The organism is Legionella steigerwaltii (assembly GCF_001468065.1).
Classification (GTDB): Bacteria; Pseudomonadota; Gammaproteobacteria; order Legionellales; family Legionellaceae; genus Legionella; species Legionella steigerwaltii.
The window spans coordinates 19,038-42,903 of the sequence record NZ_LNYZ01000019.1; the positions used below are offsets into that span (position 1 = coordinate 19,038).

Below are 23,866 nucleotides of genomic sequence, written 5' to 3' on the forward strand. Positions count from 1 at the left end.
ATTCTCCCTCTTTGCACAGCAATTTCACCTGAATTTTTATCATTATATTTTCAGATTTATACCCCTGGTATTATGCCATAATGCACTACCTCATTTACGGCCCCATTTCTTGTAGTGCCATCTACTATCCAATAATTACCTTTATTATTTAACCCAAATTTTACATTGACGTATTCACATACTTTTATCGTATCAGCACAATCAATAATTTTTCCATAGGAAGTTTTACCATCACCTAAAGTACAAATAAATTTAACTAATGGCTCCCCTGTCGCCAATGCTGCCCATTGACGGCCACCTATTGAATGATTGTATCGAGTAGTGTACTGACTGTCTTCATCTCGCATTTGATACAAACTCACAGTTTGTGGCAGTTGATTAAAGAAGAAATACAAGGATTGCAATGCACCTTCTTTTCCAGGGTAAAGAGACAATACTTTTAAACTTTCCTGATATCCGACAGGCCTACATCCTATAGGAAATCGAGCCTCTTCTCTTTCTGCTTTAGCTTGCACCTCTTTAGGATCAATTTTTTTAGATTTGGCTGCATCAAGGTGTGTAGACGTTAACCCTAAGAAAACCATCAATGAAATCGAAGTGATTTTTTTAATTGTATTCATCATATTTCTCACTCACTGTCATTTATTGGACGAACAATAACCGTTGTACCTCTAAAATTATTTCGTTCACTAGATAATTCAACAAAGTTCTCATTTAACCATTTAGCATCCTGGGTAAACATCCGAACACATCCATGGCTCGCTCTAACTCCTGGGATGTCTGGGGAACCATGTAATGCGAAGCCTTTATGGAAAAACATGCAAAAAGGCATCTTTGCGCCACCTTTACCTATGGGGAATACGTCGGAGACGCATTTTTCATTTTCCTTACTAAATACTCGATAAATTCCGGTTAGGGTGCGACAAGAACGATTGGCATCAGGACATCTGTCTCTTCCAGATGAAATTGGCCCCCATATGACCAAATTACCTTCAGCATCATAAGCGGCATAGGCCAATTTATCCTGATCAACAATAATTTGTTTTTGATGTTCATTTGGAATTTTTATCGGGAAAGGAGAGACATCAAAAACAGTGAGGTAAGCCAGATTTTTTGGAACGGCAATAATCTTGCCAGTCCATAAAGGATTATAAGTACGATTGATTCTTTGTACGATATCACGTTGCTTTTCATCCGGAAATAAAGTTTCCCAACTTTGTCCCGGCTCAACCTTAACGCAATCGTATTGTGGGTAACCGCATAATCCAGTGCCATAAAAATTAGCTGCGTTTGCAACGGCAACCATGAACATCATCAATGCAGTTGAAAGTAATTTATACATATGCCCCCCTCTCACCTTACTTTTATTTTTTTACATGCAAGATTTGTGCTTAAATATCAATTTATTCTAATTATTATTCGAGCATATCTAAATTAAGTTTAGTACGAATATTAGGATTTTTGCTAGGGTTATGAATAATATTCTAATTTGCTAAGAAATAACGTAGGTTGTAGTCCGGGTGAAGGCGTAGCCATAACCCGGGATCAAGCCTTGATTCGAGCCTCGATCCCGGGTTCCGCTTCGTTGTACCGAGGCTTCAATTTTCTCCATGGCTACACATTTTCTCCATGAAAAAATTGGAATATACGCTTTGCCAAATGTGCACTGATACCTGATACTTTGGCAATTTCGTCTATGGGAGCCTTAGCAAGCTCTCGTAACCCACCAAAACGGTGAAGCAATGCTTGTCTGCGTTTTGATCCGACTCCTTCAATATCTTCAAGCGTTGAGTCCAATCTCTTTTTTTGTCTTTTTTTGCGATGAGCCGTAATAGCAAACCGATGTGCTTCGTCGCGAATATGTTGGAGCAGATGTAACGCTTTAGAATCATCGGGTAATGTCAATTCATGTGCTTCATGTACTAAAATCAACTTTTCCCATCCCACTTTTCGTGAAGGACCTTTAGCAACGCCAAGCAAGATCACTGTTGAGATACCTAAAGATGAAAGCACTCTCTGAGCCACAGCAACTTGCCCCTTGCCTCCATCAATAATTAATACATCCGGCAATGATTGAGTTTCTACTAAACGTTTAAAGCGACGTGTAATTGCCTGCTCCATTGCAGCATAATCATCTCCAGGAGTAATCCCTTCGATGTTGAAACGTCGATACTCGCTAGGACAAGGGCCTTCATGATCAAACACAACGCACGATGCTACAGTTGCTTCCCCTTGAGTATGGCTGATATCAAAACACTCCATTCGTTCAATTGGCTTTTGTAATCCTAAAAAGTGCTCTAACTCATGGAAACGAGATTTCATTGTGGAATGTTTTGTAACGTATTCAGCAATTGAAACCCGTAAATTATTTAGTGCAAAATCCATCCATCGGGATTTTATACCGCGAGGATTTACTTGGATTTTACACAACTTGCCGCGTTGTTGTGATAAGACTTCTTCTAATGACTGGTGATCCACTAACTCATGATTCGTAATAATTAAAGCGGGAATTTTCTCTGGACTATCCAAATAATAAAATCCTACAAATGCATCAAAAGTTTGTTGCCACAAATCATCCATACTGAGTTCATCGTCCAAGCCTTTTTGCGGTACAGAAGGAAAATAACTATGACTTGCTAATACTTGACCCTCACGGATTGTCGCACACTGCACGCAGGCAAAACCTGGACTTACCTCAATTGCAATAGCATCTGCATCTCCACGTAATTGTAAAACACCCTGTTGTTCTTGTACCAAACGTAAGCTTTTAATCTGATCCCTCAAAAGTGCGGCTTCTTCAAAATTCAATTCACTTACTGCTTTGTCCATTCGTTTAGCAAGTTCATCAAGAATTAATTGTGACTTACCTTGCAAAAATCGCATTGCATCTTGCACTGAGCGCTTGTAATTCTCTGGAGTTATATAATTGACACAAGGTGCAGTACATCGTTTGATTTGATATTGTAAACAAGGTCTTGAACGTGCATTAAAATAACTGTCTCGGCAATTACGGATTTTAAAGACTTTTTGGATCGTTACTATAGTTTCCTTTACCGCAGCACTACTGGGATAAGGACCAAAAAAATCCCCTGAAAGAGGTTTTTTCTTAGAGCGATAGCTTTCAATACGTGGGAAATCCGGATGATTGGAAAGATGGATGTACGGGTAGGATTTATCATCTCGTAACAAAACATTGTATTTTGGTTTTAATGTTTTAATCAGATTGCTTTCTAATAATAAAGCTTCTGTTTCACTGCGCGTAACAGAAATTTCTATGGAGGCAATTTGACTCACCAAAGAACGTGTTTTAATGCCGGTATTTTGTTTATTAAAATAGCTTGTGACTCGTTTTTTCAGATTGGATGCTTTACCTACGTAAAGAACAGTACCTGCTTCATCCAACATACGATAAACACCGGGTTCATTAGGTAACTTAGTGAGGAACAATGCTAATTCGGTAGAAATATTCATGTAATAATAATAGCAGTAATTCTTAATCTAAATGATAGTATTCGAATGCTTTGTAGCCTGGGTGCAGCGCAGCGGAACCCGGCGATTCTGCCTTGCATAAACTCCTATCCCGGGTTCCGCTGCGCTACACCCAGGCTACAAAATCTTAATCTTCTGATGCCAGATCGATAGGATTTTCTATAATTCCATGCTTCAGAGCCAAATAAGTAAGCTCCACATCATTTTTAATACCTAGTTTTTCAAATGTTCGATAACGATAACCATTAATCGTTTTTGTACTCAAGAATAGTCGGTCACTAATTTCCTGAACATTCATGCCACTAGTAATCATCAACATGACTTGCATTTCGCGTTCAGATAATAGATCAAAAGGTGAACCTTGTACTTCTTCTAGACTATTAATTGCCATTTTCTGGGCAATCTCAGCACTTAGGTACCTCTCTCCTTTAGCAACTTTACGTATCGCAGCAGCCATTTCCTCAGCGCCTGATTCTTTCGTCAGATATCCCATGGCTCCCAATTGCAAGACACGAGTGGGCAACACATCAGAACACATTGCAGTCACAGCAATAACCTTAACGTGCGGATTTGATTTTTTCAGACGACGTGTTACTTCCCAGCCATCAATTCCAGGCATTTTCATATCTAAAAGGACCACGTCAGGGGAATGTTTTTTTACTAATGCCAAAGCTTGTTCACCACTTTCTGCATCAGCAACTACTTCTACATCCGACATATCTTCGAGTAATCGTCGAATCCCCATTCGAACCAATGCATGGTCATCAACAATTAATACTTTAATCAAATAATGCTCCTTGACTTAAAACAGCCAATGAACAAACAGGTTGCTCGATGTTAACAAGACTGGCTGTTCATTACAATATATATACCTTTTCCAAAGAAGTTTTAGTATTTTAAGTTATTGCTTAAGGTATAAATTAACACGCTCGAATATGAATATTAGGGTTATTCGGGTCTACCTTAAAAAAAGGCGGAAATTCTCCTAACTCCCGAGTTCGAGACAAAAGTTTACCTATATCCGATAAAACAAAATCATATAAAACTTGGTAATCATCAATCACAAAATAAACTGGTTGTAACATATCAATACGATAAGGCATACGGAATGCCGCTATTGGTTCAAACCTCACTCTAAGTGGGATATCACTTTCTACGCTATATGCTGTTTCACTAATTGAAGACAGTATTCCACCACCATAAGCTCGCAGACCGTTCGCGCTTTTAATTAAACCGAACTCAACTGTAAACCAAAACATACGTTGCAGTAAGGGCCAATCGGATTCAGGGAAAGTTAGCACTTTCTGAGCATAATCATAAACAAACTCTGCATAAACCTTATTCGTCAACATGGGGCAATGACCAAAAACTTCATGAAAGAGATCAGGTTCTTTTACATAATTCAACTCTTCTTCATTACGAATAAATGTAGCCACAGGGAAATGTCTTGTTGCCAACAACTCAAAAAACTCTCGGGCAGAAATTAACGCAGCAACAGCAGACACTTGCCAACCCGTCTTTGCTTTAAGCTTTTGATTGAGATCTGGAATCTGTGGAATTGCTTTAGAATTAAGATCTAGTGTTTTTAATCCAGTCAGGAATTCATCACAAGCTCTTCCTGGTAATAATTTTATTTGTCGTTCAAATAAAATATTCCAAATCGAGTTTTCTTTTTCAGAATAATTAACAAACCCTTGAGCGTCAGGAACATGCGCTACATAACGGCTTGAAAATTCCATAATTTCTCCTTCACATACACATAATCTTAAACAGTAGATGGTACGATGCAAGTATCTTAAAAAAAACCACCTTTTTTAGTTATTAGGCAATTTGCGGATAAATGTCAACAACTATTACAGATTTTTCAAATTATGCTATAAAATCAAGTTCATATTGGACGCTAGGAAACAGACTATGACGGTAGGCATTTTAGCAACCGGTGATGAAATAGTTCATGGTGATACCTTAAATACTAATGGTCGCAATATCGCCCACGCATTAAGCTCTGAAGGCTTACCTCTAGGTTTGCATGTTTCATGCAGTGACAAAGAGGCTGATATCATCAACTGTTTACACTTCTTGACAGAAAAACATGACATTATAATTATCATTGGTGGACTTGGACCAACCACAGATGATCTCACTCGCTTTGCTTTATCACGATTTACGGGCCAAGCATTAATACAACACTCTATCGCTCTTGAACATATAAAAAACCGACTACGTGATGCACGCCTAGATCTTAATCCAGGGAATATTCAACAAAGCCTCTTTCCCGAAAAGGCTCAACTTTTACCCAATCCTGTGGGTAGTGCTTTGGGGTGTTATTATCCTTGGAATAATAAAAACTTCTTTTTATTACCTGGCCCACCACGGGAATGTCTGCCTATGTTTAATCATTATGTATTACCCATATTGCAGCAAACAGCCCACAGTAAAAAACAAATACTAAAATGGCGAATTTTTGGCTTGGCAGAAAGTGAAATTGCTCAAAAATTAGAAGATGCGCTTCAGGATATTGATTGCCAAACAGGTTATCGCTGGGAATCACCTTATATTGAATTTAAGGTTCGCTGTACACCTAATCTTGTCGATAAAGTAAACGCTGTTGTCGAGCCTATTCTAAAGCCTCATATTATTAGTGGTGTAGATAAAAAAGCGTCTGAAAATTTGCGTGAATTAATCGCCAGTATCAATGAACCAATAACGATTATCGATGAGGCTACCGGTGGATTATTACAATTATTGCTTACCAAACCCGAGATACATCATTTATTGAATTTTACTGGTCTGCGTAAAAATAAACTGTTTTTTCATATACGGGGCTTAGCAGAATATTGGCAACAACAACCCAGAAGAGGAACTACACAATTGATTATTGACTACAGCAATCACGATCAGGAACGTCAGGAAACCCATAATATACCTTATCGTACTGCTGCAGTAGTAGAACATGCTGCAGAATGGTTATGCTTCAGACTCTTTCATCTCATCAATCAGCTGCATCAGTGAATAACACAATTGTTGTGTTCCTTCACCGCTGATTGCTGAAATAGCAAATACTCTATCGTTCCAATTCAAACCGTTCACTATGGTTTGTATTCTTTCTTCCCGACTTGCTGCATCAGGTAACATGTCTATTTTGTTCAACACCAACCATCGAGGTTTTTGCAAAAGCTCTGGATTGTACTCTGCCAATTCATTAATAATTGTTTTAGCTGATGCAACCGGATCACTTTCATCAAGAGGAGCAACATCAATTACATGGAGTAACACACAGGTACGAGAAAGATGTTTCAAAAAGCGATGACCAAGTCCTGCTCCTGTGGATGCTCCTTCAATGAGCCCTGGAATATCAGCCATAACAAAACTCTTGTGTGAAGAAACACTCACCACACCTAAACTCGGATGTAACGTTGTAAAAGGATAATCAGCGACTTTAGCTTTTGAACTAGAAACTGCGCGAATTAAAGTAGATTTTCCTGCATTAGGTAACCCCAATAAACCGACATCAGCCAAAACGCGTAATTCCAATCGTAAATGTCGTGCCTCCCCTGGGCTTCCAGGGCTGGTCTGTCTTGGGGAGCGATTCACACTGCTCTTATAGCGTGTATTTCCTAATCCATGAAATCCACCTTGAGCAATTAATACCGGTACCCCTGGTTCCTTAATATCACCAAGCAACTCTCCTGTATCCACATCATAAATCATGGTACCAACAGGCACTTTTATTATTAAATCATCACCTTTTTTCCCAGTACAATTTCCACCCATACCAGGTTGGCCATTGCCTGCTTTGTAGTGACGCATATAACGAAAATCAATAAGCGTATTTAAATCCGTACTCGCCTCAAAGTAAACGCTACCTCCGTCGCCCCCATCCCCCCCATCAGGGCCTCCCTTTGGTATGAATTTTTCGCGTCTGAAGCTTAGGCAACCATTTCCGCCATGGCCTGCATCTACTTTTATCACTGCTTCATCAACGAATTTCATGACCAACCTCGAAATAAAAAAAAACCCCGTTGCCGGGGTTAATAATAACATTGCAATTAGGCATAACATGTAATTAGATTAAGGTAAAACCATAATCCGGAACACATCATAACAAACCAAGTCCACTCTACGTAGTATCCTGGTTAGAGTAATAACCAAATTAGTTTGCAGATTCTTCTTTTTGTTCTGCAACTATAGTTACATACTTACGATTTTTGCTACCCTTGACAACAAATTGTACTAAACCTTCAACCAAGGCAAACAAGGTGTGATCACGACCACAACCTACGCCAGGTCCTGGATGAAAACGTGTACCGCGTTGTCTTACAATTATTTCACCCGCATTAACAAATTGGCCACCAAAACGCTTCACTCCAAGGTACTTGGGATTCGAGTCGCGGCCGTTACGAGTACTACCACCTGCTTTCTTATGAGCCATTGCTATCCTCTCTTACTTGCTTATCGCAGTAATTTTAACTTGCGAATAATATTGTCTGTGCCCCATTTGCTTCCTGTGGTGCTTACGACGACGAAACTTGATAATTTTGACTTTTTTGTGACGGCCATGATCAAGCACTTCAGCTTTCACTGTTGCCTTGGCAACTAATGGAGTACCGCAAACGATTTTATCGCCATCAGCCAACATGAGCACTTCTTTAAATTGTATTTCATTGCCAACATCTTCAGGCAGTAATTCAATTTTTAACACATCACCTTCCTTCACGGTGTATTGCTTACCGCCAGTTTTGATTACCGCATACATAATTTTTCTCCAATTCGCCTGATTGGCTATCACAAATTCAATAAAGTCGCATATTCTATGAAATTATGACTATGACTTCAAGTTCATTTTAAAATATTGTATACTTCGCCACCCTTTCCGGATTTTTTATAGATAATCCGGTGTTTAATCTGGTCGCGGATTAAATAGGGTACTTATATAAATTTTGGAGTATACAATGTCAAACATCCTTTTAGAAGCACAAACAAGAACGGATATGGGGAAAGGTGCGAGCCGCCGCCTACGTCGTCTTGAAAATAAAGTACCTGGTGTAATTTACGGCGGCGATAAAAAGCCAATGTCAATTCATTTTCAGCACAACAAAGTAATCAAAGCTTTAGAAACTGAAAGTATCTATTCCAGTGTTTTTGATATTACAGTTGATGGCAAAGTAGAGCATGTAATTTTAAAAGCATTACAACGTCATCCTTACAAGCCAGTTGTAATGCATATGGATTTACAACGCGTTTCTAAAACTGACGTTCTGGTTAAACTAGTACCAATTCATTTTATCAATGAAGACAAAGCTCCTGGTATTAAGGCTGGCGGTATTATTAACCATACTATGACTCAAGTAGAAGTTCGCTGTCAGGCAAAAGATTTACCTGAGTTTATCGCAGTAGATATGTCCAATGTTCAAATGGATGATGTTGTTCATCTATCTCACTTAAAATTACCTAAAGGGGTACAACTCACTGTTGATGTTGAAGACGGTAGTCATGACGCTCCTGTTGTGAGCATTCATATGCCTAGAGTGATTGCTGCAGAGGAAGAAGAAACAACAGAAACTACAGAGGTTCCAGCATCTGATGTACCGACTGTTAGCTCTGAAAAAGATAAAGATGAAGAGTAATCATTCAAGTTTGATTGAAAAAATGTAAACGTAGCCTGGGTGAAGCGAAGCGGAGTCCGGAGATTTAGTGTACACTTAACCCGGGTTCCGCGTTGCTTCACCCAGGCTACAAAACCTCCAGAATTACGACCCTATCTAAAGAGCTATACCATGGCCATAAAACTTATCATTGGTTTGCGTAATCCAGGATCAGCATATGAACACACGCGACATAATGCTGGTGGATGGTTAGTCTCCGCCTTAGCTCAGCGCCATAGCGCCTTTTTCAAACTGGAAAAAAAAATGCAAGCCGAACTGGCTGATTTGGAATTAAATCAGCACTCAGGTAAGTTGGTTTTGCCTCTATCGTTTATGAATCATAGTGGTCAACCTACCCGACTTATTAGCCAATTTTATCGAATTTCACCTGAAGAAATACTGGTTGTCCATGATGAACTGGATTTACCACCAGGGCGCATTAAACTTAAAACAGGTGGAGGCCATGGCGGTCATAATGGCTTAAGAGATATAATAGCCCAATTAGGGAGCACAGAATTTCACCGTTTACGTATAGGAATTGGTCATCCTGGCCATAGAGACTTAGTTCATCAATTTGTGCTCAGTAAACCCTCAGCACAAGACAGACAGTTAATGTATGATGCGATTGATAGAGGCATAGCAGTAATGCCTTTAATATTCTCAGGTGATTTAGCCAGAGCAATGAATCAATTGAATGTTTAGGCACTGCTTACCCACAATGCAAAGAATCCTGGCTAGGATTTGAATGCAGCTTAATGCAGGGTAACAGTTAGTATAGTTTTAATAATAGAGGTACTTACACATGGGATTTAAATGCGGCATCGTGGGCTTACCCAATGTTGGTAAATCAACACTGTTCAACGCACTCACCAAAGCAGGTATTGAAGCAGCAAACTACCCTTTTTGTACGATTGAACCCAATGTCGGGATAGTTACTGTCCCTGATCCGCGCCTAGATGCTCTGAGTGAAATCGTAAAACCACAACAAGTACTCCCAGCTACCATGCAATTTGTTGATATTGCCGGTATTGTCAAAGGAGCATCCAAAGGCGAAGGATTAGGTAATCAGTTCTTAGCAAACATTCGTGAAACTGATGCCATTGCCCATGTAGTACGTTGTTTTGAAAATACAGATGTAGTGCATGTGGAAGGCCAGGTTCATCCACTAAGTGATATTGAAGTCATTAATACAGAACTAGCTTTAGCAGATATGGAAACTCTTGAAAAAGCCATATTGAAAGCAGGAAAAAACAGTCGTAGCGGTAATAAAGAAGCAATTTTTGAAATGAAAACCTTAGAAAAAATCAAGGTACATCTTGATGCAGGTTATCCTGTTCGCACCCTTGAATTGAGTGCTGAAGAAGCACCTATTGCGCGCCGCCTTTTTCTGCTCACTGCGAAACCCGTACTTTATATTGCAAATGTCGATGACAATGGCTATGAAAACAATCCATTACTGGATCAAGTTCGTAATTTAGCGATGCAAGAAAAAGCCAGCATTGTTGCGTTATGTGCTGCAACTGAAGCAGAGTTGGTTGAATTAGATGAAGCGGATCGTCAAGAATTCATGGAAGATTTAGGCTTAAGTGAACCTGGATTGCATCGAGTGATTCGTGCGGGTTATGAATTGCTGGGGTTACAAACTTATTTTACTGCTGGAGTCAAAGAAGTAAGAGCATGGACAATTTCTAAAGGAGCTACCGCGCCACAAGCAGCAGGCGTTATCCATTCAGATTTTGAAAAAGGGTTTATCCGCGCAGAAGTGATTGCATACGATGCATTTATCACGTGCAAGGGTGAACAAGGCGCAAAAGAAGCAGGAAAATTACGTTTGGAAGGGAAAGATTATGTCGTTTGCGATGGAGATGTCATGCATTTTCGATTTAATGTATAAGCCAAAGTTAAACCTACTTTTACTTGACAATTCGTATGCACAAACCTTAGCATTTGCTGATTGAATCGTAGAGGACAAACAATGTCGATTGACAGTATACGCGCGCTGGTTAGTGACGATTTTAATGCGGTTAATGCTTTAATTGTAAATAAAATTGAATCGCAAATCGGTTTAATTGATGATATGTCCCACCATATAATAGAAAGCGGTGGTAAAAGACTGCGGCCATTGTTGGTTCTTTTAGCAAGTAATGCATGTGGTTATCAAGGTAAGGAACATATTACTCTGGCTGCTATGGTGGAATTTTTCCATACAGCCACGCTTCTACACGATGACGTCATTGACGAATCCACCTTAAGAAGAGGACGTCAGACTGCAAATGACATCTGGGGTAGCAAAGCAAGTATTCTGGTTGGCGATTACCTTTTTACACAATCCATCGAATTAATCGTGGATTCCGGTAATCCAGAGGTACTTAAGCTTTTTGCCAAAACAGCACTTGAGATCAGCTGTGGTGAAGTCAAACAATTATCGAACCGTCATAACCCTACGCTAACTTTTGATGAATATTTTGATGTAATTCGTGCAAAAACTGCTCTTTTATTTGCGGCAGCTTCCTGTATAGGTCCAATGATCAGCAACGCCTCCAAGGAAATGCAAGACAGCCTCTATGCCTATGGACTACATTTGGGTAATGCATTTCAACTGATAGATGATGCTCTGGATTATTGCTCTGATGCCAAAACTATTGGCAAAAATATTGGAGACGACTTGGCTGATGGAAAAGCCACATTACCTTTAATTCACGCATTGCAGCATGGCACCGAGCTACAAAAACAACAAATCATAGAAAGCCTGAAAAAAGGCAGCTTGGATTTTTTACCCGATATTCTTGTGGCCCTCGAAGAAACCAAAGCAATAGAATATACCAAGAACATTGCAGCACAAGAAGTAGACAAAGCCTTATCCGCTTTGATGATATTACCTGATACACAATATAAAAAGGCGCTTATCAATTTAGCTCAATTTGCTTTGCAAAGAAGCTATTGATTTCTTAACACTTAAGTAGCCTGTGACTGCTCAACACGGAGTGTAGCTCAGCCTGGTAGAGCACTGCCTTCGGGAGGCAGGGGACGCAGGTTCAACTTCTGTCACTCCGACAAATAAAATCAGCAAATCGACCCTGCCCTTAGCTTTAATTTTTATTTTTAAACTATCTATTATATCTGTAATTTCAAGGTCTTCTAAACATAAGTTGCAAATTGATTGATAAAAGAAAATAATGGGTTCCTAATAATGTTTCAAAGTGTCGATTATTATGAAACCAGCGAGAATTATAACACCTTTAATACAAGTGGCTATTTTAACTTTATTGATAATTAAGGGGGCCTTTTCTGGAGATGTTCATGTTATTGGCTCACTAAAGCATTCAATACAACCGACTGCCGATTCTTCTTCCAATTACAATGGGCTTAATAACACAAAGGTCATTCAATTGCTTAAAATTGAGCTGTCTGATGAGGCTAAAAAACTGCTGGAAAGACGCATTAAAGAGATTGTCACAGATCATTCTCAGCCTTCGCATTCATTGCTAAATGCTGAAACTCCTAAAATGGTTCAATTGGCCATGAATCATGTTCCTGTACTCGACCAAGGTACACATGGAACATGCATCACATTTGCCATAACTGGTGCGCTTGACGCCATAATCGGTCATGGAGACTACATTAGCCAACTTTGTCATTTACAGCTAGGCAATTACTTAGAAAAACATGGATATGCTCTGAGTGGTTGGGATGGTAATTATCCTATTGCAGTAATAAATCAGATCGAACAATATGGAATTGTTAATAAAGAGAAACAAACAACCATCGGGTGTGGTGGTTTGACTGAGTACCCCACTTATTCGAATAAGAAACCTGAGTCTTATATAGATCCCCAACAATACGGCACAATGAATGAGCTAATTTTCGGTAAAATAGTGAATTGGTCTAATATATATTGGAGGATCAGTTCTGCTTGGACATTAGCTGAAGTGAAAGAAGCGCTCCAATCAGGCGACAGATCGGTTTTTTCGGTCATGCTACCACGCATTGACTTAGGTGTTGTTGGTGCCGTTGGAAATTATAAAACAAAGAACGATACTTGGTTAATCACATCAGATGTGTTAATTGGTGTACCAAATGCACAAGCAGCACATGGAATGATCATTACAGGTTATGATGATAATGCAGTTGCAGTTGATAATTACGGTAAGAAACACACCGGATTATTAACTTTACGTAACTCTTGGGGAAGTAATTGGGGGGATAATGGTCAGTTTTACATGTCATACGATTATTTTAGATTACTGACATATGATGTAAGACGTTTTTCGCCAAATTAAGGGCATAACATTAGGTTAATTTAAGAAAGAATTATACGCGATAAATATTAGCCGATTTTTTTTGTTGCGTATCATCACAAACATTCTGCTCACGTTTGATTCCTTTATAGGAAATATCAAGAATGCCCGCAGAATTATGATAATTTTTTTGTACCGGCAAAGATTTTTTTCTAAGTGGAAATTCAAAATCATCCTTGGATAATATTTTATTATTATAAGATAAATGAAATTCTGTATGGCTTTTAATATCTATCGTCTTTTCAGGAAAGATAATTGCAATAAATTTGTTTATTTTTTCTTTTATTTTTTTAGTCACTAAAACAATATAATCGGTATACAGCTTATTAAGTGTGTACCGAATATTCGCTGAAATAAAAGATGTCGGTAAAGTTGCTTGAGGGGTGCCTTCTACAGAATAAGAATTGATCATATGTGACCAATAGCGAGACGTATAATTTAATTTATTAAAATAAAAGGGTAGGAATTTTTTAAATGCTTTGCTGCTGTGAAACATGAACCATCCCTTATTTGCATCGAGAAAGTGATAATTTTTATTTTCATCTCTATAGAAACCAATGGTGTGACCAGAAACACCTAACAACGACAATTGAAAAATTTCGTGGGTGTTTTGTTTGGCTAAGAAGATTAATTTATTAGCAATCTCTTCTGTATTTTTATGGAAATGTAATCCCTGGATATTTTGCTTCCAAACTGGTTTAGCAGAAAATATATCTGCAATCTTACCAACCCACACGCGAGAACCATATAAATCTTGTAAACTACAAATTCTTTCTGTTAAAGGAGCGAGGTGATTTGCATCTGGAAAAAAACGCCTTACTTGTAAATTGACTGATTTAAAAGGGGGTTTTTGTGGAGTAACACCAAACGGTTTTTTGCCATTGATTAAGCAAAGTGCCCATTCTGTAATATACCCAGAGCATTCCCCTTGTGAATTACCACAGCGAATATCTTTAGACTGTTGAATTGGTAAAATTAGGACTCCACCCATAAGTTGAATTTGTTGCAGCATTTTATCAACACTCAGAGCTGCTTTATAATTAAATTCCCTTGCTTGGGATTGAAAATTTTTTTGTTTTTTAATGACTTCAAATATAAAATTTCTAACTTTGATTAATTTTAATTGATAAAAGCTTTGAGAGGTGCTTTTTATTTCAGTGTCTAATTGTTCATAAATTTTATGATAATAATCTGATAATGGCGCTCGAAAAGATTTTCTTAATTGCTTTAATTTTTTTTCAACAAAAGGTTTTTTTCTGAATAATAGGGAAGTCTTTTTTTTAAATTTTCTAATTCAATAATAGCTCTATAAATACTCATACATCTTTATTTTTGAAATTTTATTTTCCAAATTTTACACTAGCATTCAACAAAAACAACTTAAAGAGTAGATAATGATCAATAAGCGTAGGCTGGGCTGAAAAGCCTGAGCTTTAGCTAGAAATTGATTGTTAACTATTAACTCAAGTATTTGCCTATCCATCAGAGCAGCTCACTTTATTTAACGAACTGGGCTCTGCAAGTTAATATTTTTTTATCTTTAAATAATATGAGTGGGATCTTATGCCGTTAATTAAATAATCTTGACTATATGAAAAAATACTCTTACAACTTGTAAGATATTCCCATTCTTGCCTCAAGCTCATGTTAAGCTTAATTGATTTAAGAAAGTACGTGATCATAGGGTTTCCGTTATTAGGCTCGCCATTACATGCCTCTTTTATTGAGCAAACAATTGGCACTGCTGTGGTGAAGGATGCCACAGCGGTTTACTTTAATCCGGCGGCATTAACTATTTCACCTCACCAACAACTTATTTTTCTTGGTACCCTAGCAAGAGCGGAATTTGAGTTTAGCGGGAGTGCGCAAAAAATTCCTTTTGGGGGTGCTGAATCGGGCTCAACCACCTCTAAATCCAATTTTTTCTTGCCTTCGATGTATCTTAGCATCCCTATAAATGAACGGTTCGTGGCGGGTTTTGCTGTCGTTGCGAATGATTTTAATCGCGAATCAGATAACCAACCGATTCTTCGCTATTTTCTTGCGCGCAATCAAACGAAAAATATTGATTTTATTCCCGCACTTGGCATTAAAATTAACCAATTTCTTTCCATAGGGGGAAATTTAAATTTTACCTATGCTCATCTCATCCAGGAACCTATTGTTGCAGGCATCCCACGGTTGAATATTCCTGAAAGCCATAGTTTGAATGATAGTCAAGCAACCAGCTTGGGCGGTGATTTCGGGATACTCCTTAAACCCGGTAAAAAAACAGCCTTGGGTTTTAATTACCGCAGTGCGGTAACTTATAATTTTCAAGGTAGGAGTACGATAACTGGTTCGCAAAGTATTTCTTCGGATGACTATCATTTTAAATATTGGACACCTGCAAGAAGTGTCATGACACTAAGCCATTTTATCAATGAAAAATTAGGGTTTTTAGGAACTGTTCAATACCTGCAATGGAATATCTTTAAAGAAGTTTCTCTTCATAATTTTGCAACTCAATTCGGCTCCCAAGCCTTTATCGCCCCCTTGGCGCGCATTAATTATCACTTTCACAACAGTTGGCTTCTAACCCTCGGAACAATTTATCAAGTGTCCCCAAAGTGGGTAGTCCGAGTAGCAGGAACATATAATCAGTCCCCCTCAAATGGAAGATTTCAAATAGGCCCTGGAGACAGTTTGATTACTGGTTTTTCCACTGGATATCAATTGATGGACCATCTCACTGTTGATTTCGGTTATGGTCATGGTTTTTTTAAAAAGGAACATATTGATATCCAAACTTCCCAGAATATTATTACTGGCATCAATGAAGGCGCCCATGACGCCGTCTCACTCAAATTTACCCTCACTGCTTAATCATGGCTCGTAAACAGCTGCTTTTGCGAACAAAGATCAAATCTATCGTCTTCCTTGCATATATTTATCGATCTCATACTTATACTTGCTCTGTTTCAAATCATTTAATCAGTTTCTTGCATGTGCAGAATGAATCCGGATTCGTTCTCTCAAGTGAAGTTTGAGGACTATATACAACCTTAAATTGCCGGGTATCAAAGGATCTTAGTCTATAATCAGTAATAAATAAGCACATAATTCAGGAAGATTTTGTGATAAAAAATATTGACCATGTTACTGTCGCCGTAACCAACTTGATGGCTGCTAAAGAATTTTTTTCACATTTGGGGTTTGTGGAAGAATGTTCAGTAATCATAGAAGGTGAGCGTTTTGCCAATTATATGCATATAAAAGATTTGAAAGCGGATCATGTCACACTGGTGCACAAAGACTCCAATCCACGTTTTGAAATTCAGCTACTCCATTTTTATTCTCCAGAACCACAATATGACCCCTACATCAATCGACTGGATAAAATAGGTTACAACCACATTTGCTTTGTTGTTGACGATATTGAGTCCGAAGTCAAAAAACTAAAAGGTAATGGCGTAAGAATTATAAGTGACATTTTAAACTTTCATAAACGCAAACTCGTTTATATTGAAGGTCCTGATGGAATTGTTGTGGAGCTAGCACAATGGTAAATATTTTATAAGGATGTTTTTATGAATGAAATTTATTACATGTCTGCGACAGAGACATTACAAAAGATACAATCCAAAAACTTATCTTGTGTAGAAGTCATGCAAGCTTATTTAGATCGAATCGACACGATTAATCCTATCATTAATTCCCTGCAACAAGTCTTACCGACTGAGGAAGCATTAAAGCGAGCACGATTAGCAGATCAAGCCATTGCCCAGGGTTTGCCATTGGGTAAATTACATGGTTTACCTATAACGTTTAAAGATGCATTTTTCGTAAATGATTTTGTGACTTCATGCGGCAGTTTGGGTTTTCGTGATTTTTTTAAAAATCAAAAGATGTACGAAGCAAGTGTCGCTACTCGTTTACGAAATGAAGGAGCAATCATTATAGGAATGACCAATGTACCCGAAATGCTCATCTGCCCGGAATCAGATAATCTGGTCTATGGTCAAACCAAAAATCCTTATGATTTTTCACGCACTTGTGGTGGAAGTAGTGGCGGTGAAGGAGCCACGATTGCTGCAGGATGCTCTTCCTTAGGAATTGGGTCTGATGGAGGAGGAAGTATCCGTGTCCCATCCCATTTCTCCGGCGTGGCTGGTTTAAAACCTAGCCAATATCGTGTTCCTAACACAGGAGGAGGTTTTGGTTTGGATTTAGGTATATTGAGCCATTTTGTGGTAACAGGTCCAATGGCGCGCGCTGTTGATGATTTGATGTTATGTTTACCTATCATAGCTGGGCCTGATGGCTATGATCCACATACTATGCCACTACCTCTTAAATCATCCATCTCCGAATCATTAAAAAATTTACGTGTCGCTTTTTATACAGATGATGGCATTAGAACTCCAACACAAGATATCCAGGACGCGGTTAAAAATGCAGCGTTTGCGCTCAAAGACTTTGTTGGCATTATCGATGAAAATCGACCCGAATGTCTTAGTAGAACCTGGCCACTAGTATGGGAAGCTGCTTTTCTGGGCGGTGACGGAGCTAAAGGACATAAAGAAACACAACAACTCTTTGGTAACCCTCAAATATCGTCGCTGTACCAGCAATTTATACATTTGGCCGAAGCCTGTAACCTCTCTGTGACTGAAATGAATGCCAGAGTCAGGGACATGGATCAATTCCGAGTGGAACTGCTCCATTTCTTTGAAAAATATGACATTATCCTTTGTCCTGTAGTTGCTACTTGCGCGAAACCGCATGGTATGGCACTGAAAGAAATTAAGGATCTGACTTATTGTATGAGTTATAACTTAGGTGGAAATCCCAGTGTGGTTGTACGTTGTGGCACTTCAAAAGAAGGATTACCCATTGGCGTGCAAGTAATCGCTAAACCTTGGCAAGATGATGTAGCGCTTCTCGTCGCCAAACAATTAGAAAGTATATTAGGCGGCTGGAAGCCATCACCCCGCCTTACTTGAACCTTAATGGCTATAAGTAGCTATATTATTAATAGTTTTGGTTTAATGAGGTCATAATGCAAGAAGAAACAAAGACTAACAGTACTATCTCTAAAACAAAGTTATTTTTTGGCTTTCTCATTTTAATGATTTCATTTTTAGTACCCTTTTCAATACCTCTAATCATGCAATTAAACATATCCAGTCCTATGAAAGCAGTTATTTCCAGCGTGTTACTTTTTGGCATACCTGAAATTGGTATGTTAATTGCTGTCATTATTTTAGGTACTGAAGGCTATAGCTATCTTAAATCACGCATACTTTTTTGGTTAAAAAATTCGGTTTCAACCGTTAATAGTCGGGTACGATTTCGAATTGGGATCACATTTTTTTCAGTATCTTTAGTGCTGGGTTTCCTATTGCCATATATTAGTTATTTTTTTCCAACCTCAATACAAAAGAATTTATATTTTTATATTTTGTTTTTAGATCTAGTGTTTTTTATTAGCCTATTTATTCTAGGTAAAAATTTTTGGGGAAAAGTAAAAAAATTATTTATCTATGAGGAAGAGCAATGAATTTTTTCTCACCCAAGCTTTCTATTCAAGGATTAGTGCAAGCATATGCTCATCAATATATCGATGTTCCTTTGGTCTCTTAAAGTATTTTTTTAAAATCCCTTCCAGTTGAAACCCAAGTTTCTTATAAAAATTCAATGCAACAGGATTATCGGCTTCCGCACATAAATCAATTCTTTTGATACCTTCCAATTTAACTTTTTCAATTAATGCGTTCATAAATTGAGTGCCAATACCTTGATGCTGGAATTTGGGATGCGTTGCTAATGTCCCTAGTGAAGCAACATGGCTAGCCCTACGTTTTTGTCTCATAACGATACAAGTTGCTACTATGTTATCTTTGAATTCATATACATACATTTGTCCGCTATTCATTAGCTCATTAAATATTTCTTTAAACGTTTCCTTGTCCATAATTTCAAAATTTAGGAAAGGATTAATTTTTTCATCCATATAAATTTCAAAGAGTGAATCATAATCAGAAGCGGTGGCAAGGCGTAAAGTAAAATCTTTATTCATATGTTGTTCCATTTGTTCATTTAGGATGCTAATAGAATGTGATATTGGCTTCGCTTTACTAAAATTTCAGTTAGTAAATAGCTTATCCTCCAGAACATCCAAGTGAGTTTCTTCAAATGGATCTCGTGAAAGAGTTCTAATTTGAACAATAGCTTCTTTTATTTCATCTGGAAGGATTTCATTTGGAGCATCTTCTCCTGGCCAAGATTCATCACGGGTTTTCTTATCTGGCCAACATGAATAAGCTAGAAAATCTCCATCATGAGTTTTATGTAAACGAGATCCTATTGCCCCCCTCTTTTCAATAAAATAAGTTGCGATGACTTTCCATAATTTTTTATATTTCTCTTCGTTTTCAGGGGGTACGTAACCTCGATAAATAACCGCAAACATAATCTATAACCCAAAAATTAAAAACGTTTATATTGTAAAAAACCGGAAGAGTATAGCAAGGTTGGGGCAAAATGCCCCAACCTACTTGCTACTTGCTATTGCATCACTAAAAATCAAACATTCTATTTATGGAAACATTTAAAGATTGCAACAGTGTGGTTTTAAAAGTATCTTTTGTAGCCAGTATTCCTGTTGTTAATAGGTTATCACCATTCATTGTAGATGTATTAGTAAATGACTGTTCATGCCGACTTACACGGTTTCCTAAAGCTGAAAAAGTATAAGACGCATCGATAAACCATGAAGGAGTAATAAAATAGGACATTCCAATTTGGGCTGCGCCACCCCACGTCCACATGGTAGGCGAACCATAATTTACCAAACCGGTAACATTTAGGGTTTCACCATTAATAATGGCATAACCAATGGAATTGTAGTTTTGTGACTGCAAACTGATTAATGAAGGTCCTGCACCTAAGTATATGCTTTTATTACCAAATTGCTTACCAATTAAAGCGAATAAATTCATATCGTGGTTAATGGTTATTTCAACAGAATCAGCAATTGCATATCCAAACATGGGACTCTTAGTATCTGATGCACTGGTAAGCACACCAGTTTGAGGAAGGTAAAGATCACGATTAGTTGCTACTGCACCAAGATATTGATAAGTAAATTTTATCCCATAATAAACACTATCATTATAGTTTCTTAAATACCCAGCTTGAGCCTCAGGTGATAAATTTTGGCTCCAATTTTTAAAAGGGGCAGCGTTACCTTGGGCAATTCCAGTAGAATTGTACACGCCGTCAATATATAAACTCGAAATACCTAGACCCCATGAATCCTGCTGAATCCTTAGTGAGTTGTAATTTCCACCTATCCCAATAAAAAAACCTTGATGGTTAGGTACGACTCCTATGGTACCTGCGAAAGCAGATGTTCCAAAAATGGAGAGAGATAAAATTGTATTTGTTAATTTGGAAAACACTTATAATCCTTTATAAAATTGAACGAATTAATATATTCACTATTTGGCATTATTACAATCATTAGCAACTGTTTTGAAATTGAAATTTAAGACAGTTGCTATTTGCTAAGCTTAGGGAACAGGAATATTCATCGGTTCAGCACGAACTTGCTCTTTAACAGCATCATAGCCTTCACGGTGATTAGCCATATAAATCAACGACCAACCACTGACCATAGATCCATCACCGAATACGCATATATCCGTCTCACCTAAAGAGTTAGAGAATCCACCACTTGTAATAAATCCAATACCTGCACCGCCAATATTTTTACACACATTATGAGCAGGATTAGTAAATTCTCCTTCCCACAAAGGAGAATCATCTTTAATAGGGCGCATTTTTTTCATGAACGTGGCAGCGATGCTTGGTTCATCAGCAGAAAATGTTTCTAAGCCAATGGAAATAAAACCATTATCGACTGAGAAATTACAGAACATTTTAGATTGACCTTTAACATAGCCTGCAGGAGTTAAAAACTCCGCAGTCATAGCTTCCACTGTACCGCCAGCATCACTGCAATATTGAGCTTGCTCTTCAGCTGTAGAGGCATAAATATTAGAAGCTAATAAGCTTAAAGCTAAAAAAACTGAGGACTTAATTTTCATAAAATACACATCCCAAAAACTTTGACAAGATATTATACAATACCGTTTTCTGAAGATATAGTGGAAAATAATCTGTATGGATTAAGCACTTACATACTTCATAGCAATTACGCCAAATATTTTTGGTTGAGCCAGGATTTCCGTTGATTTTTGATTATATTTATGACAAAATGTTGTTTTTTACACCGAAACGTTGCCATGAAAATTAATTTGTCGTTATTTGATATTGATGGATCCTTGTACCATAAGTTCACTTTTGGAGGATATCAAAACGAGCCTCATAATCAATGGTTATTAAACAGCAATGAACCGTTACTCAAACATATTGAAAGAAATATCCAAAATAACAAATACGATAGATTCATCCTTGGCTATGGCACGAACCGTCAGGATAAAAGATCTGATAATAGTAATTGGTATCGCGGTGGTAGCATGGTACCAGCTCTCCCTATTCTTCAAACCTACTTTGCGAAAAAAACAAATGCGGAAGTGCTAATCGAGCCATTTTTGATGGCAGATATTTATGGAAAACCCCAAAAAGATCCTCTTTCAAAACAAAACCGCTCAATTGAGCAGCGTAATTTAGCAGCAGGTGATTCTTATAAAAAACTCCTCTGTAAAAATAAGAGCGAAGAGCACAGTGAGTGGATGTTTGATCATAGTAAAATCACTCTGATGTATGCACATGCTCACCGAGTGGCTCTCTTAAACCCTGAAGCGGAAGAAATCACCATCGATTTTTACGATGACTCTGATGATATATTAAATCAGGTAAAGAGTTTTTTCCTTAAGAATCAATCTCTTTTGCCTAAAAAGGTAAGGTTAAACCTATTTAAATATGCAGGTGACAATCCGGTTTTACAACATTCCATTCAAGGAAATGGAGAAATAGATACGCATTATGATTGGAGCGTGCGCTTTTTTTCTTCACGAGGATACTACTTTGGTAGTAGCGCCAGTGAAGATCGAAATATCAAAACCGCAACTGAATTAAAAAGATACCATGAGGAAGATCATTATCGAAGCCCAGGCCATGAGATGGAAATGGATTTAGACGAATTACCTGCTGATTTTAAAGAAATACATGAACAGCAGATTTCAACACTGCAGTCTGATCCAATGCTTCTGGCAAGTGCTTATATCACGGCAGATGCATTAGAAGAACCCGAATTAAAATTGATTAAAATAGCTGTTCACGATGCGTGCAATAACTATCAGCGTTGGTACAAAAAAGAAACAGACTATCAAAATATTCGAGGCCCTAATGGATTCTTCACCTGGCTTCGCCATAGTCAATCTGGACAAGATAGAGCAATGAATCTTCAAAATGAGATTGATCAGATTATCTTTTCAGCGGACGATGCGAAATCAAAAATTAATAATTTATTAACTCACTCATCCACCAGATACCATCGTCATTCATTTGCGTCATTTTTGCTAGATGAACTGCGAAAAATAGACTCATGGAAAAATTTTGCTCCCGATGAATCGAATCATTATAATCAAGTGACGGTTAAAAGTATGCTAAGTATGTAGGAGCCCAGCGTAACCTGAGTTAATGGTGCGCAAAAGCTTTTTTGTTTGATCTTTAATTTCGACTGTATTGAAATGTAATCAAACGAAACATTTTAAGAGACTTACAGAGTAATGGGGACGGACCCGGACCGTCCCCAAACTTGGCTCAGATCCTTAATCCGGACCGAGCGGTAATGAGTGGTTACAACTAATGCTTATTTTTTGCTGAGAGTGCAAGTGAGTGTACTTAATTCACCCATTTGTTCCAAATCTATAAAACTTAGAGTTTGTCCTTTTATGGTAAGTTGTTCATTAGTTAAAGAAAAAGCAATCTGCCCAATCATAGTTTCCATTGGATTCGCTTCATTATGGGGATATAAAGAATGCATTTTGTCAAAATACACCCCTTTCATTATTAACATGGACATGTCATTGCTCCATTCGAGCGAAGTATGTTCATATGCTGCACTTAAATTATCTGATGTTGTTTCAGTATGAAGTGGTCCTATCTTAAGCTCCTGACCATCTATATTAAAGTAGGTGTCATCATTTTCTATCGTTACATCCATAGATATCTCAATATCATCAGCCAAAGAGCAATTACCTGACCAACTGCCTGAAAAATCAGTATAATTTTGATTTTTATGTTTCGCCATGGGTTTTGTGTGCACATTAACGGCCGAATGTAACGATCGTTTTCCAGGCATTAATTTTTGAAAAAAATCTGAAGCAAATAGTGGCGTTGTAAGTAGACTTCCTGTTATAAGAACAGTAACGATGATGTTTTTATTCATATATCTATATCCCTTTAAATTATAAAAAAAAT

The 23,866-nt window shown here is 37.8% G+C and carries 25 protein-coding genes and 1 tRNA gene; 12 read left to right on the forward strand and 14 right to left on the reverse strand.

Going from position 1 to position 23,866, the window contains the following annotated elements; genetic code table 11:
- Positions 1-56 precede the first annotated feature (56 nt).
- The 5 genes from Lstg_RS11890 to phhA form a co-directional block, all read right to left on the reverse strand.
- Complete coding sequence (locus Lstg_RS11890) at positions 57-620, reverse strand: hypothetical protein (RefSeq protein WP_058477905.1); 564 nt, start codon at positions 618-620, stop codon at positions 57-59.
- An 8-nt stretch (positions 621-628) separates the two neighbouring features.
- Positions 629-1,342 carry a L,D-transpeptidase gene (locus Lstg_RS11895; RefSeq protein ID WP_058477906.1) on the reverse strand — a complete coding sequence of 238 codons (714 nt, stop codon included), beginning with the start codon at positions 1,340-1,342 and terminating at the stop codon, positions 629-631.
- A 272-nt stretch (positions 1,343-1,614) separates the two neighbouring features.
- Complete coding sequence (gene uvrC / locus Lstg_RS11900; RefSeq protein ID WP_058477907.1) at positions 1,615-3,471, reverse strand: excinuclease ABC subunit UvrC; 1,857 nt, start codon at positions 3,469-3,471, stop codon at positions 1,615-1,617.
- A gap of 145 nt (positions 3,472-3,616) precedes the next feature.
- Positions 3,617-4,276 carry a two-component system response regulator LetA gene (gene letA / locus Lstg_RS11905; RefSeq protein WP_058477908.1) on the reverse strand — a complete coding sequence of 220 codons (660 nt, stop codon included), beginning with the start codon at positions 4,274-4,276 and terminating at the stop codon, positions 3,617-3,619.
- A 133-nt stretch (positions 4,277-4,409) separates the two neighbouring features.
- Positions 4,410-5,228, reverse strand: coding sequence for a phenylalanine 4-monooxygenase (phhA, locus tag Lstg_RS11910; protein ID WP_058477909.1), 819 nt, complete (start codon positions 5,226-5,228; stop codon positions 4,410-4,412).
- A gap of 175 nt (positions 5,229-5,403) precedes the next feature.
- Between phhA and Lstg_RS11915 the strand changes: the two genes are divergently transcribed.
- Positions 5,404-6,501, forward strand: a complete 1,098-nt coding sequence (locus tag Lstg_RS11915) for a competence/damage-inducible protein A (protein WP_058477910.1) — start codon at positions 5,404-5,406, stop codon at positions 6,499-6,501.
- On the opposite strand, the gene cgtA is transcribed toward Lstg_RS11915, so the two are convergent.
- The 3 genes from cgtA to rplU form a co-directional block, all read right to left on the reverse strand.
- Positions 6,457-7,482 (reverse strand): Obg family GTPase CgtA, encoded by a 1,026-nt coding sequence (cgtA, locus tag Lstg_RS11920; protein ID WP_058477911.1) that lies wholly within the window; start codon positions 7,480-7,482, stop codon positions 6,457-6,459. The two genes, Lstg_RS11915 and cgtA, sit on opposite strands and share 45 nt — an antisense overlap.
- A 160-nt stretch (positions 7,483-7,642) precedes the next feature.
- On the reverse strand, positions 7,643-7,921 hold the full coding sequence (gene rpmA / locus Lstg_RS11925; RefSeq protein ID WP_058477912.1) for a 50S ribosomal protein L27: 279 nt from the start codon (positions 7,919-7,921) through the stop codon (positions 7,643-7,645).
- 12 nt (positions 7,922-7,933) lie between these two features.
- Complete coding sequence (rplU, locus tag Lstg_RS11930) at positions 7,934-8,245, reverse strand: 50S ribosomal protein L21 (RefSeq protein ID WP_058477913.1); 312 nt, start codon at positions 8,243-8,245, stop codon at positions 7,934-7,936.
- 196 nt (positions 8,246-8,441) lie between these two features.
- On the opposite strand from rplU, the gene Lstg_RS11935 reads away from it, so the two are divergent.
- The 6 genes from Lstg_RS11935 (at position 8,442) to Lstg_RS11960 (ending at position 13,414) form a co-directional block, all read left to right on the forward strand.
- Positions 8,442-9,116, forward strand: a complete 675-nt coding sequence (locus Lstg_RS11935) for a 50S ribosomal protein L25/general stress protein Ctc (RefSeq protein WP_058477914.1) — start codon at positions 8,442-8,444, stop codon at positions 9,114-9,116.
- A 150-nt stretch (positions 9,117-9,266) separates the two neighbouring features.
- The gene (pth, locus tag Lstg_RS11940) at positions 9,267-9,836 is read left to right on the forward strand and encodes an aminoacyl-tRNA hydrolase (protein WP_058477915.1); all 570 of its coding nucleotides are present in this window, start codon (positions 9,267-9,269) and stop codon (positions 9,834-9,836) included.
- Between the two features lie 100 nt (positions 9,837-9,936).
- On the forward strand, positions 9,937-11,028 hold the full coding sequence (ychF, locus tag Lstg_RS11945; RefSeq protein WP_058477916.1) for a redox-regulated ATPase YchF: 1,092 nt from the start codon (positions 9,937-9,939) through the stop codon (positions 11,026-11,028).
- 81 nt (positions 11,029-11,109) lie between these two features.
- Positions 11,110-12,078 carry a polyprenyl synthetase family protein gene (locus tag Lstg_RS11950; RefSeq protein WP_058477917.1) on the forward strand — a complete coding sequence of 323 codons (969 nt, stop codon included), beginning with the start codon at positions 11,110-11,112 and terminating at the stop codon, positions 12,076-12,078.
- A gap of 36 nt (positions 12,079-12,114) precedes the next feature.
- Positions 12,115-12,188 (forward strand) — tRNA-Pro (locus Lstg_RS11955).
- 158 nt (positions 12,189-12,346) lie between these two features.
- The gene (locus tag Lstg_RS11960) at positions 12,347-13,414 is read left to right on the forward strand and encodes a C1 family peptidase (protein WP_058477918.1); all 1,068 of its coding nucleotides are present in this window, start codon (positions 12,347-12,349) and stop codon (positions 13,412-13,414) included.
- A 31-nt stretch (positions 13,415-13,445) separates the two neighbouring features.
- On the opposite strand, the gene Lstg_RS11965 is transcribed toward Lstg_RS11960, so the two are convergent.
- On the reverse strand, positions 13,446-14,444 hold the full coding sequence (locus tag Lstg_RS11965; protein ID WP_238585422.1) for a YopT-type cysteine protease domain-containing protein: 999 nt from the start codon (positions 14,442-14,444) through the stop codon (positions 13,446-13,448).
- 662 nt (positions 14,445-15,106) lie between these two features.
- Between Lstg_RS11965 and Lstg_RS11970 the strand changes: the two genes are divergently transcribed.
- From Lstg_RS11970 to Lstg_RS11985, 4 genes are all read left to right on the forward strand, one after another.
- Positions 15,107-16,297: an OmpP1/FadL family transporter gene (locus Lstg_RS11970; protein ID WP_058477919.1), complete on the forward strand. Its 1,191-nt coding sequence runs from the start codon at positions 15,107-15,109 to the stop codon at positions 16,295-16,297.
- Positions 16,298-16,548: 251 nt separating this feature from the next.
- Positions 16,549-16,980 (forward strand): VOC family protein, encoded by a 432-nt coding sequence (locus Lstg_RS11975; RefSeq protein WP_058477920.1) that lies wholly within the window; start codon positions 16,549-16,551, stop codon positions 16,978-16,980.
- 21 nt (positions 16,981-17,001) lie between these two features.
- Positions 17,002-18,417 (forward strand): amidase, encoded by a 1,416-nt coding sequence (locus tag Lstg_RS11980; protein ID WP_058477921.1) that lies wholly within the window; start codon positions 17,002-17,004, stop codon positions 18,415-18,417.
- A 56-nt stretch (positions 18,418-18,473) separates the two neighbouring features.
- Positions 18,474-18,974, forward strand: a complete 501-nt coding sequence (locus Lstg_RS11985; RefSeq protein ID WP_058477922.1) for a hypothetical protein — start codon at positions 18,474-18,476, stop codon at positions 18,972-18,974.
- A gap of 21 nt (positions 18,975-18,995) precedes the next feature.
- Here the strand turns inward: Lstg_RS11985 and Lstg_RS11990 are convergent, their stop codons facing one another.
- The 4 genes from Lstg_RS11990 to Lstg_RS12005 form a co-directional block, all read right to left on the reverse strand.
- Positions 18,996-19,493: a GNAT family N-acetyltransferase gene (locus Lstg_RS11990; protein WP_058477923.1), complete on the reverse strand. Its 498-nt coding sequence runs from the start codon at positions 19,491-19,493 to the stop codon at positions 18,996-18,998.
- Positions 19,494-19,559: 66 nt separating this feature from the next.
- Positions 19,560-19,886 carry an antibiotic biosynthesis monooxygenase family protein gene (locus tag Lstg_RS11995; protein WP_058477924.1) on the reverse strand — a complete coding sequence of 109 codons (327 nt, stop codon included), beginning with the start codon at positions 19,884-19,886 and terminating at the stop codon, positions 19,560-19,562.
- A 106-nt stretch (positions 19,887-19,992) separates the two neighbouring features.
- Positions 19,993-20,877: an outer membrane protein gene (locus Lstg_RS12000; protein ID WP_058477925.1), complete on the reverse strand. Its 885-nt coding sequence runs from the start codon at positions 20,875-20,877 to the stop codon at positions 19,993-19,995.
- A 111-nt stretch (positions 20,878-20,988) separates the two neighbouring features.
- Complete coding sequence (locus Lstg_RS12005; RefSeq protein WP_058477926.1) at positions 20,989-21,525, reverse strand: hypothetical protein; 537 nt, start codon at positions 21,523-21,525, stop codon at positions 20,989-20,991.
- A gap of 198 nt (positions 21,526-21,723) precedes the next feature.
- On the opposite strand from Lstg_RS12005, the gene Lstg_RS12010 reads away from it, so the two are divergent.
- The gene (locus Lstg_RS12010) at positions 21,724-23,061 is read left to right on the forward strand and encodes a hypothetical protein (RefSeq protein ID WP_133129210.1); all 1,338 of its coding nucleotides are present in this window, start codon (positions 21,724-21,726) and stop codon (positions 23,059-23,061) included.
- Positions 23,062-23,255: 194 nt separating this feature from the next.
- Here the strand turns inward: Lstg_RS12010 and Lstg_RS12015 are convergent, their stop codons facing one another.
- Positions 23,256-23,834: a hypothetical protein gene (locus Lstg_RS12015; RefSeq protein WP_058477928.1), complete on the reverse strand. Its 579-nt coding sequence runs from the start codon at positions 23,832-23,834 to the stop codon at positions 23,256-23,258.
- Positions 23,835-23,866: the final 32 nt, after the last annotated feature.

Coding starts and splice junctions, on each gene's coding strand:
- Lstg_RS12005 (WP_058477926.1), bottom strand. CDS start 21,525: ATGAAAATTAAGTCCTCAGTTTTTTTAGCTTTAAGCTTATTAGCTTCT.
- rpmA (WP_058477912.1), bottom strand. CDS start 7,921: ATGGCTCATAAGAAAGCAGGTGGTAGTACTCGTAACGGCCGCGACTCG.
- Lstg_RS12015 (WP_058477928.1), bottom strand. CDS start 23,834: ATGAATAAAAACATCATCGTTACTGTTCTTATAACAGGAAGTCTACTT.
- Lstg_RS11895 (WP_058477906.1), bottom strand. CDS start 1,342: ATGTATAAATTACTTTCAACTGCATTGATGATGTTCATGGTTGCCGTT.
- Lstg_RS11950 (WP_058477917.1), top strand. CDS start 11,110: ATGTCGATTGACAGTATACGCGCGCTGGTTAGTGACGATTTTAATGCG.
- Lstg_RS11980 (WP_058477921.1), top strand. CDS start 17,002: ATGAATGAAATTTATTACATGTCTGCGACAGAGACATTACAAAAGATA.
- Lstg_RS11915 (WP_058477910.1), top strand. CDS start 5,404: ATGACGGTAGGCATTTTAGCAACCGGTGATGAAATAGTTCATGGTGAT.
- cgtA (WP_058477911.1), bottom strand. CDS start 7,482: ATGAAATTCGTTGATGAAGCAGTGATAAAAGTAGATGCAGGCCATGGC.
- rplU (WP_058477913.1), bottom strand. CDS start 8,245: ATGTATGCGGTAATCAAAACTGGCGGTAAGCAATACACCGTGAAGGAA.
- Lstg_RS11995 (WP_058477924.1), bottom strand. CDS start 19,886: ATGTTTGCGGTTATTTATCGAGGTTACGTACCCCCTGAAAACGAAGAG.
- Lstg_RS11990 (WP_058477923.1), bottom strand. CDS start 19,493: ATGAATAAAGATTTTACTTTACGCCTTGCCACCGCTTCTGATTATGAT.
- pth (WP_058477915.1), top strand. CDS start 9,267: ATGGCCATAAAACTTATCATTGGTTTGCGTAATCCAGGATCAGCATAT.
- Lstg_RS11965 (WP_238585422.1), bottom strand. CDS start 14,444: ATGCTGCAACAAATTCAACTTATGGGTGGAGTCCTAATTTTACCAATT.
- uvrC (WP_058477907.1), bottom strand. CDS start 3,471: ATGAATATTTCTACCGAATTAGCATTGTTCCTCACTAAGTTACCTAAT.
- Lstg_RS11985 (WP_058477922.1), top strand. CDS start 18,474: ATGCAAGAAGAAACAAAGACTAACAGTACTATCTCTAAAACAAAGTTA.
- Lstg_RS11935 (WP_058477914.1), top strand. CDS start 8,442: ATGTCAAACATCCTTTTAGAAGCACAAACAAGAACGGATATGGGGAAA.
- Lstg_RS11960 (WP_058477918.1), top strand. CDS start 12,347: ATGAAACCAGCGAGAATTATAACACCTTTAATACAAGTGGCTATTTTA.
- ychF (WP_058477916.1), top strand. CDS start 9,937: ATGGGATTTAAATGCGGCATCGTGGGCTTACCCAATGTTGGTAAATCA.
- phhA (WP_058477909.1), bottom strand. CDS start 5,228: ATGGAATTTTCAAGCCGTTATGTAGCGCATGTTCCTGACGCTCAAGGG.
- Lstg_RS12010 (WP_133129210.1), top strand. CDS start 21,724: ATGAAAATTAATTTGTCGTTATTTGATATTGATGGATCCTTGTACCAT.
- Lstg_RS11890 (WP_058477905.1), bottom strand. CDS start 620: ATGAATACAATTAAAAAAATCACTTCGATTTCATTGATGGTTTTCTTA.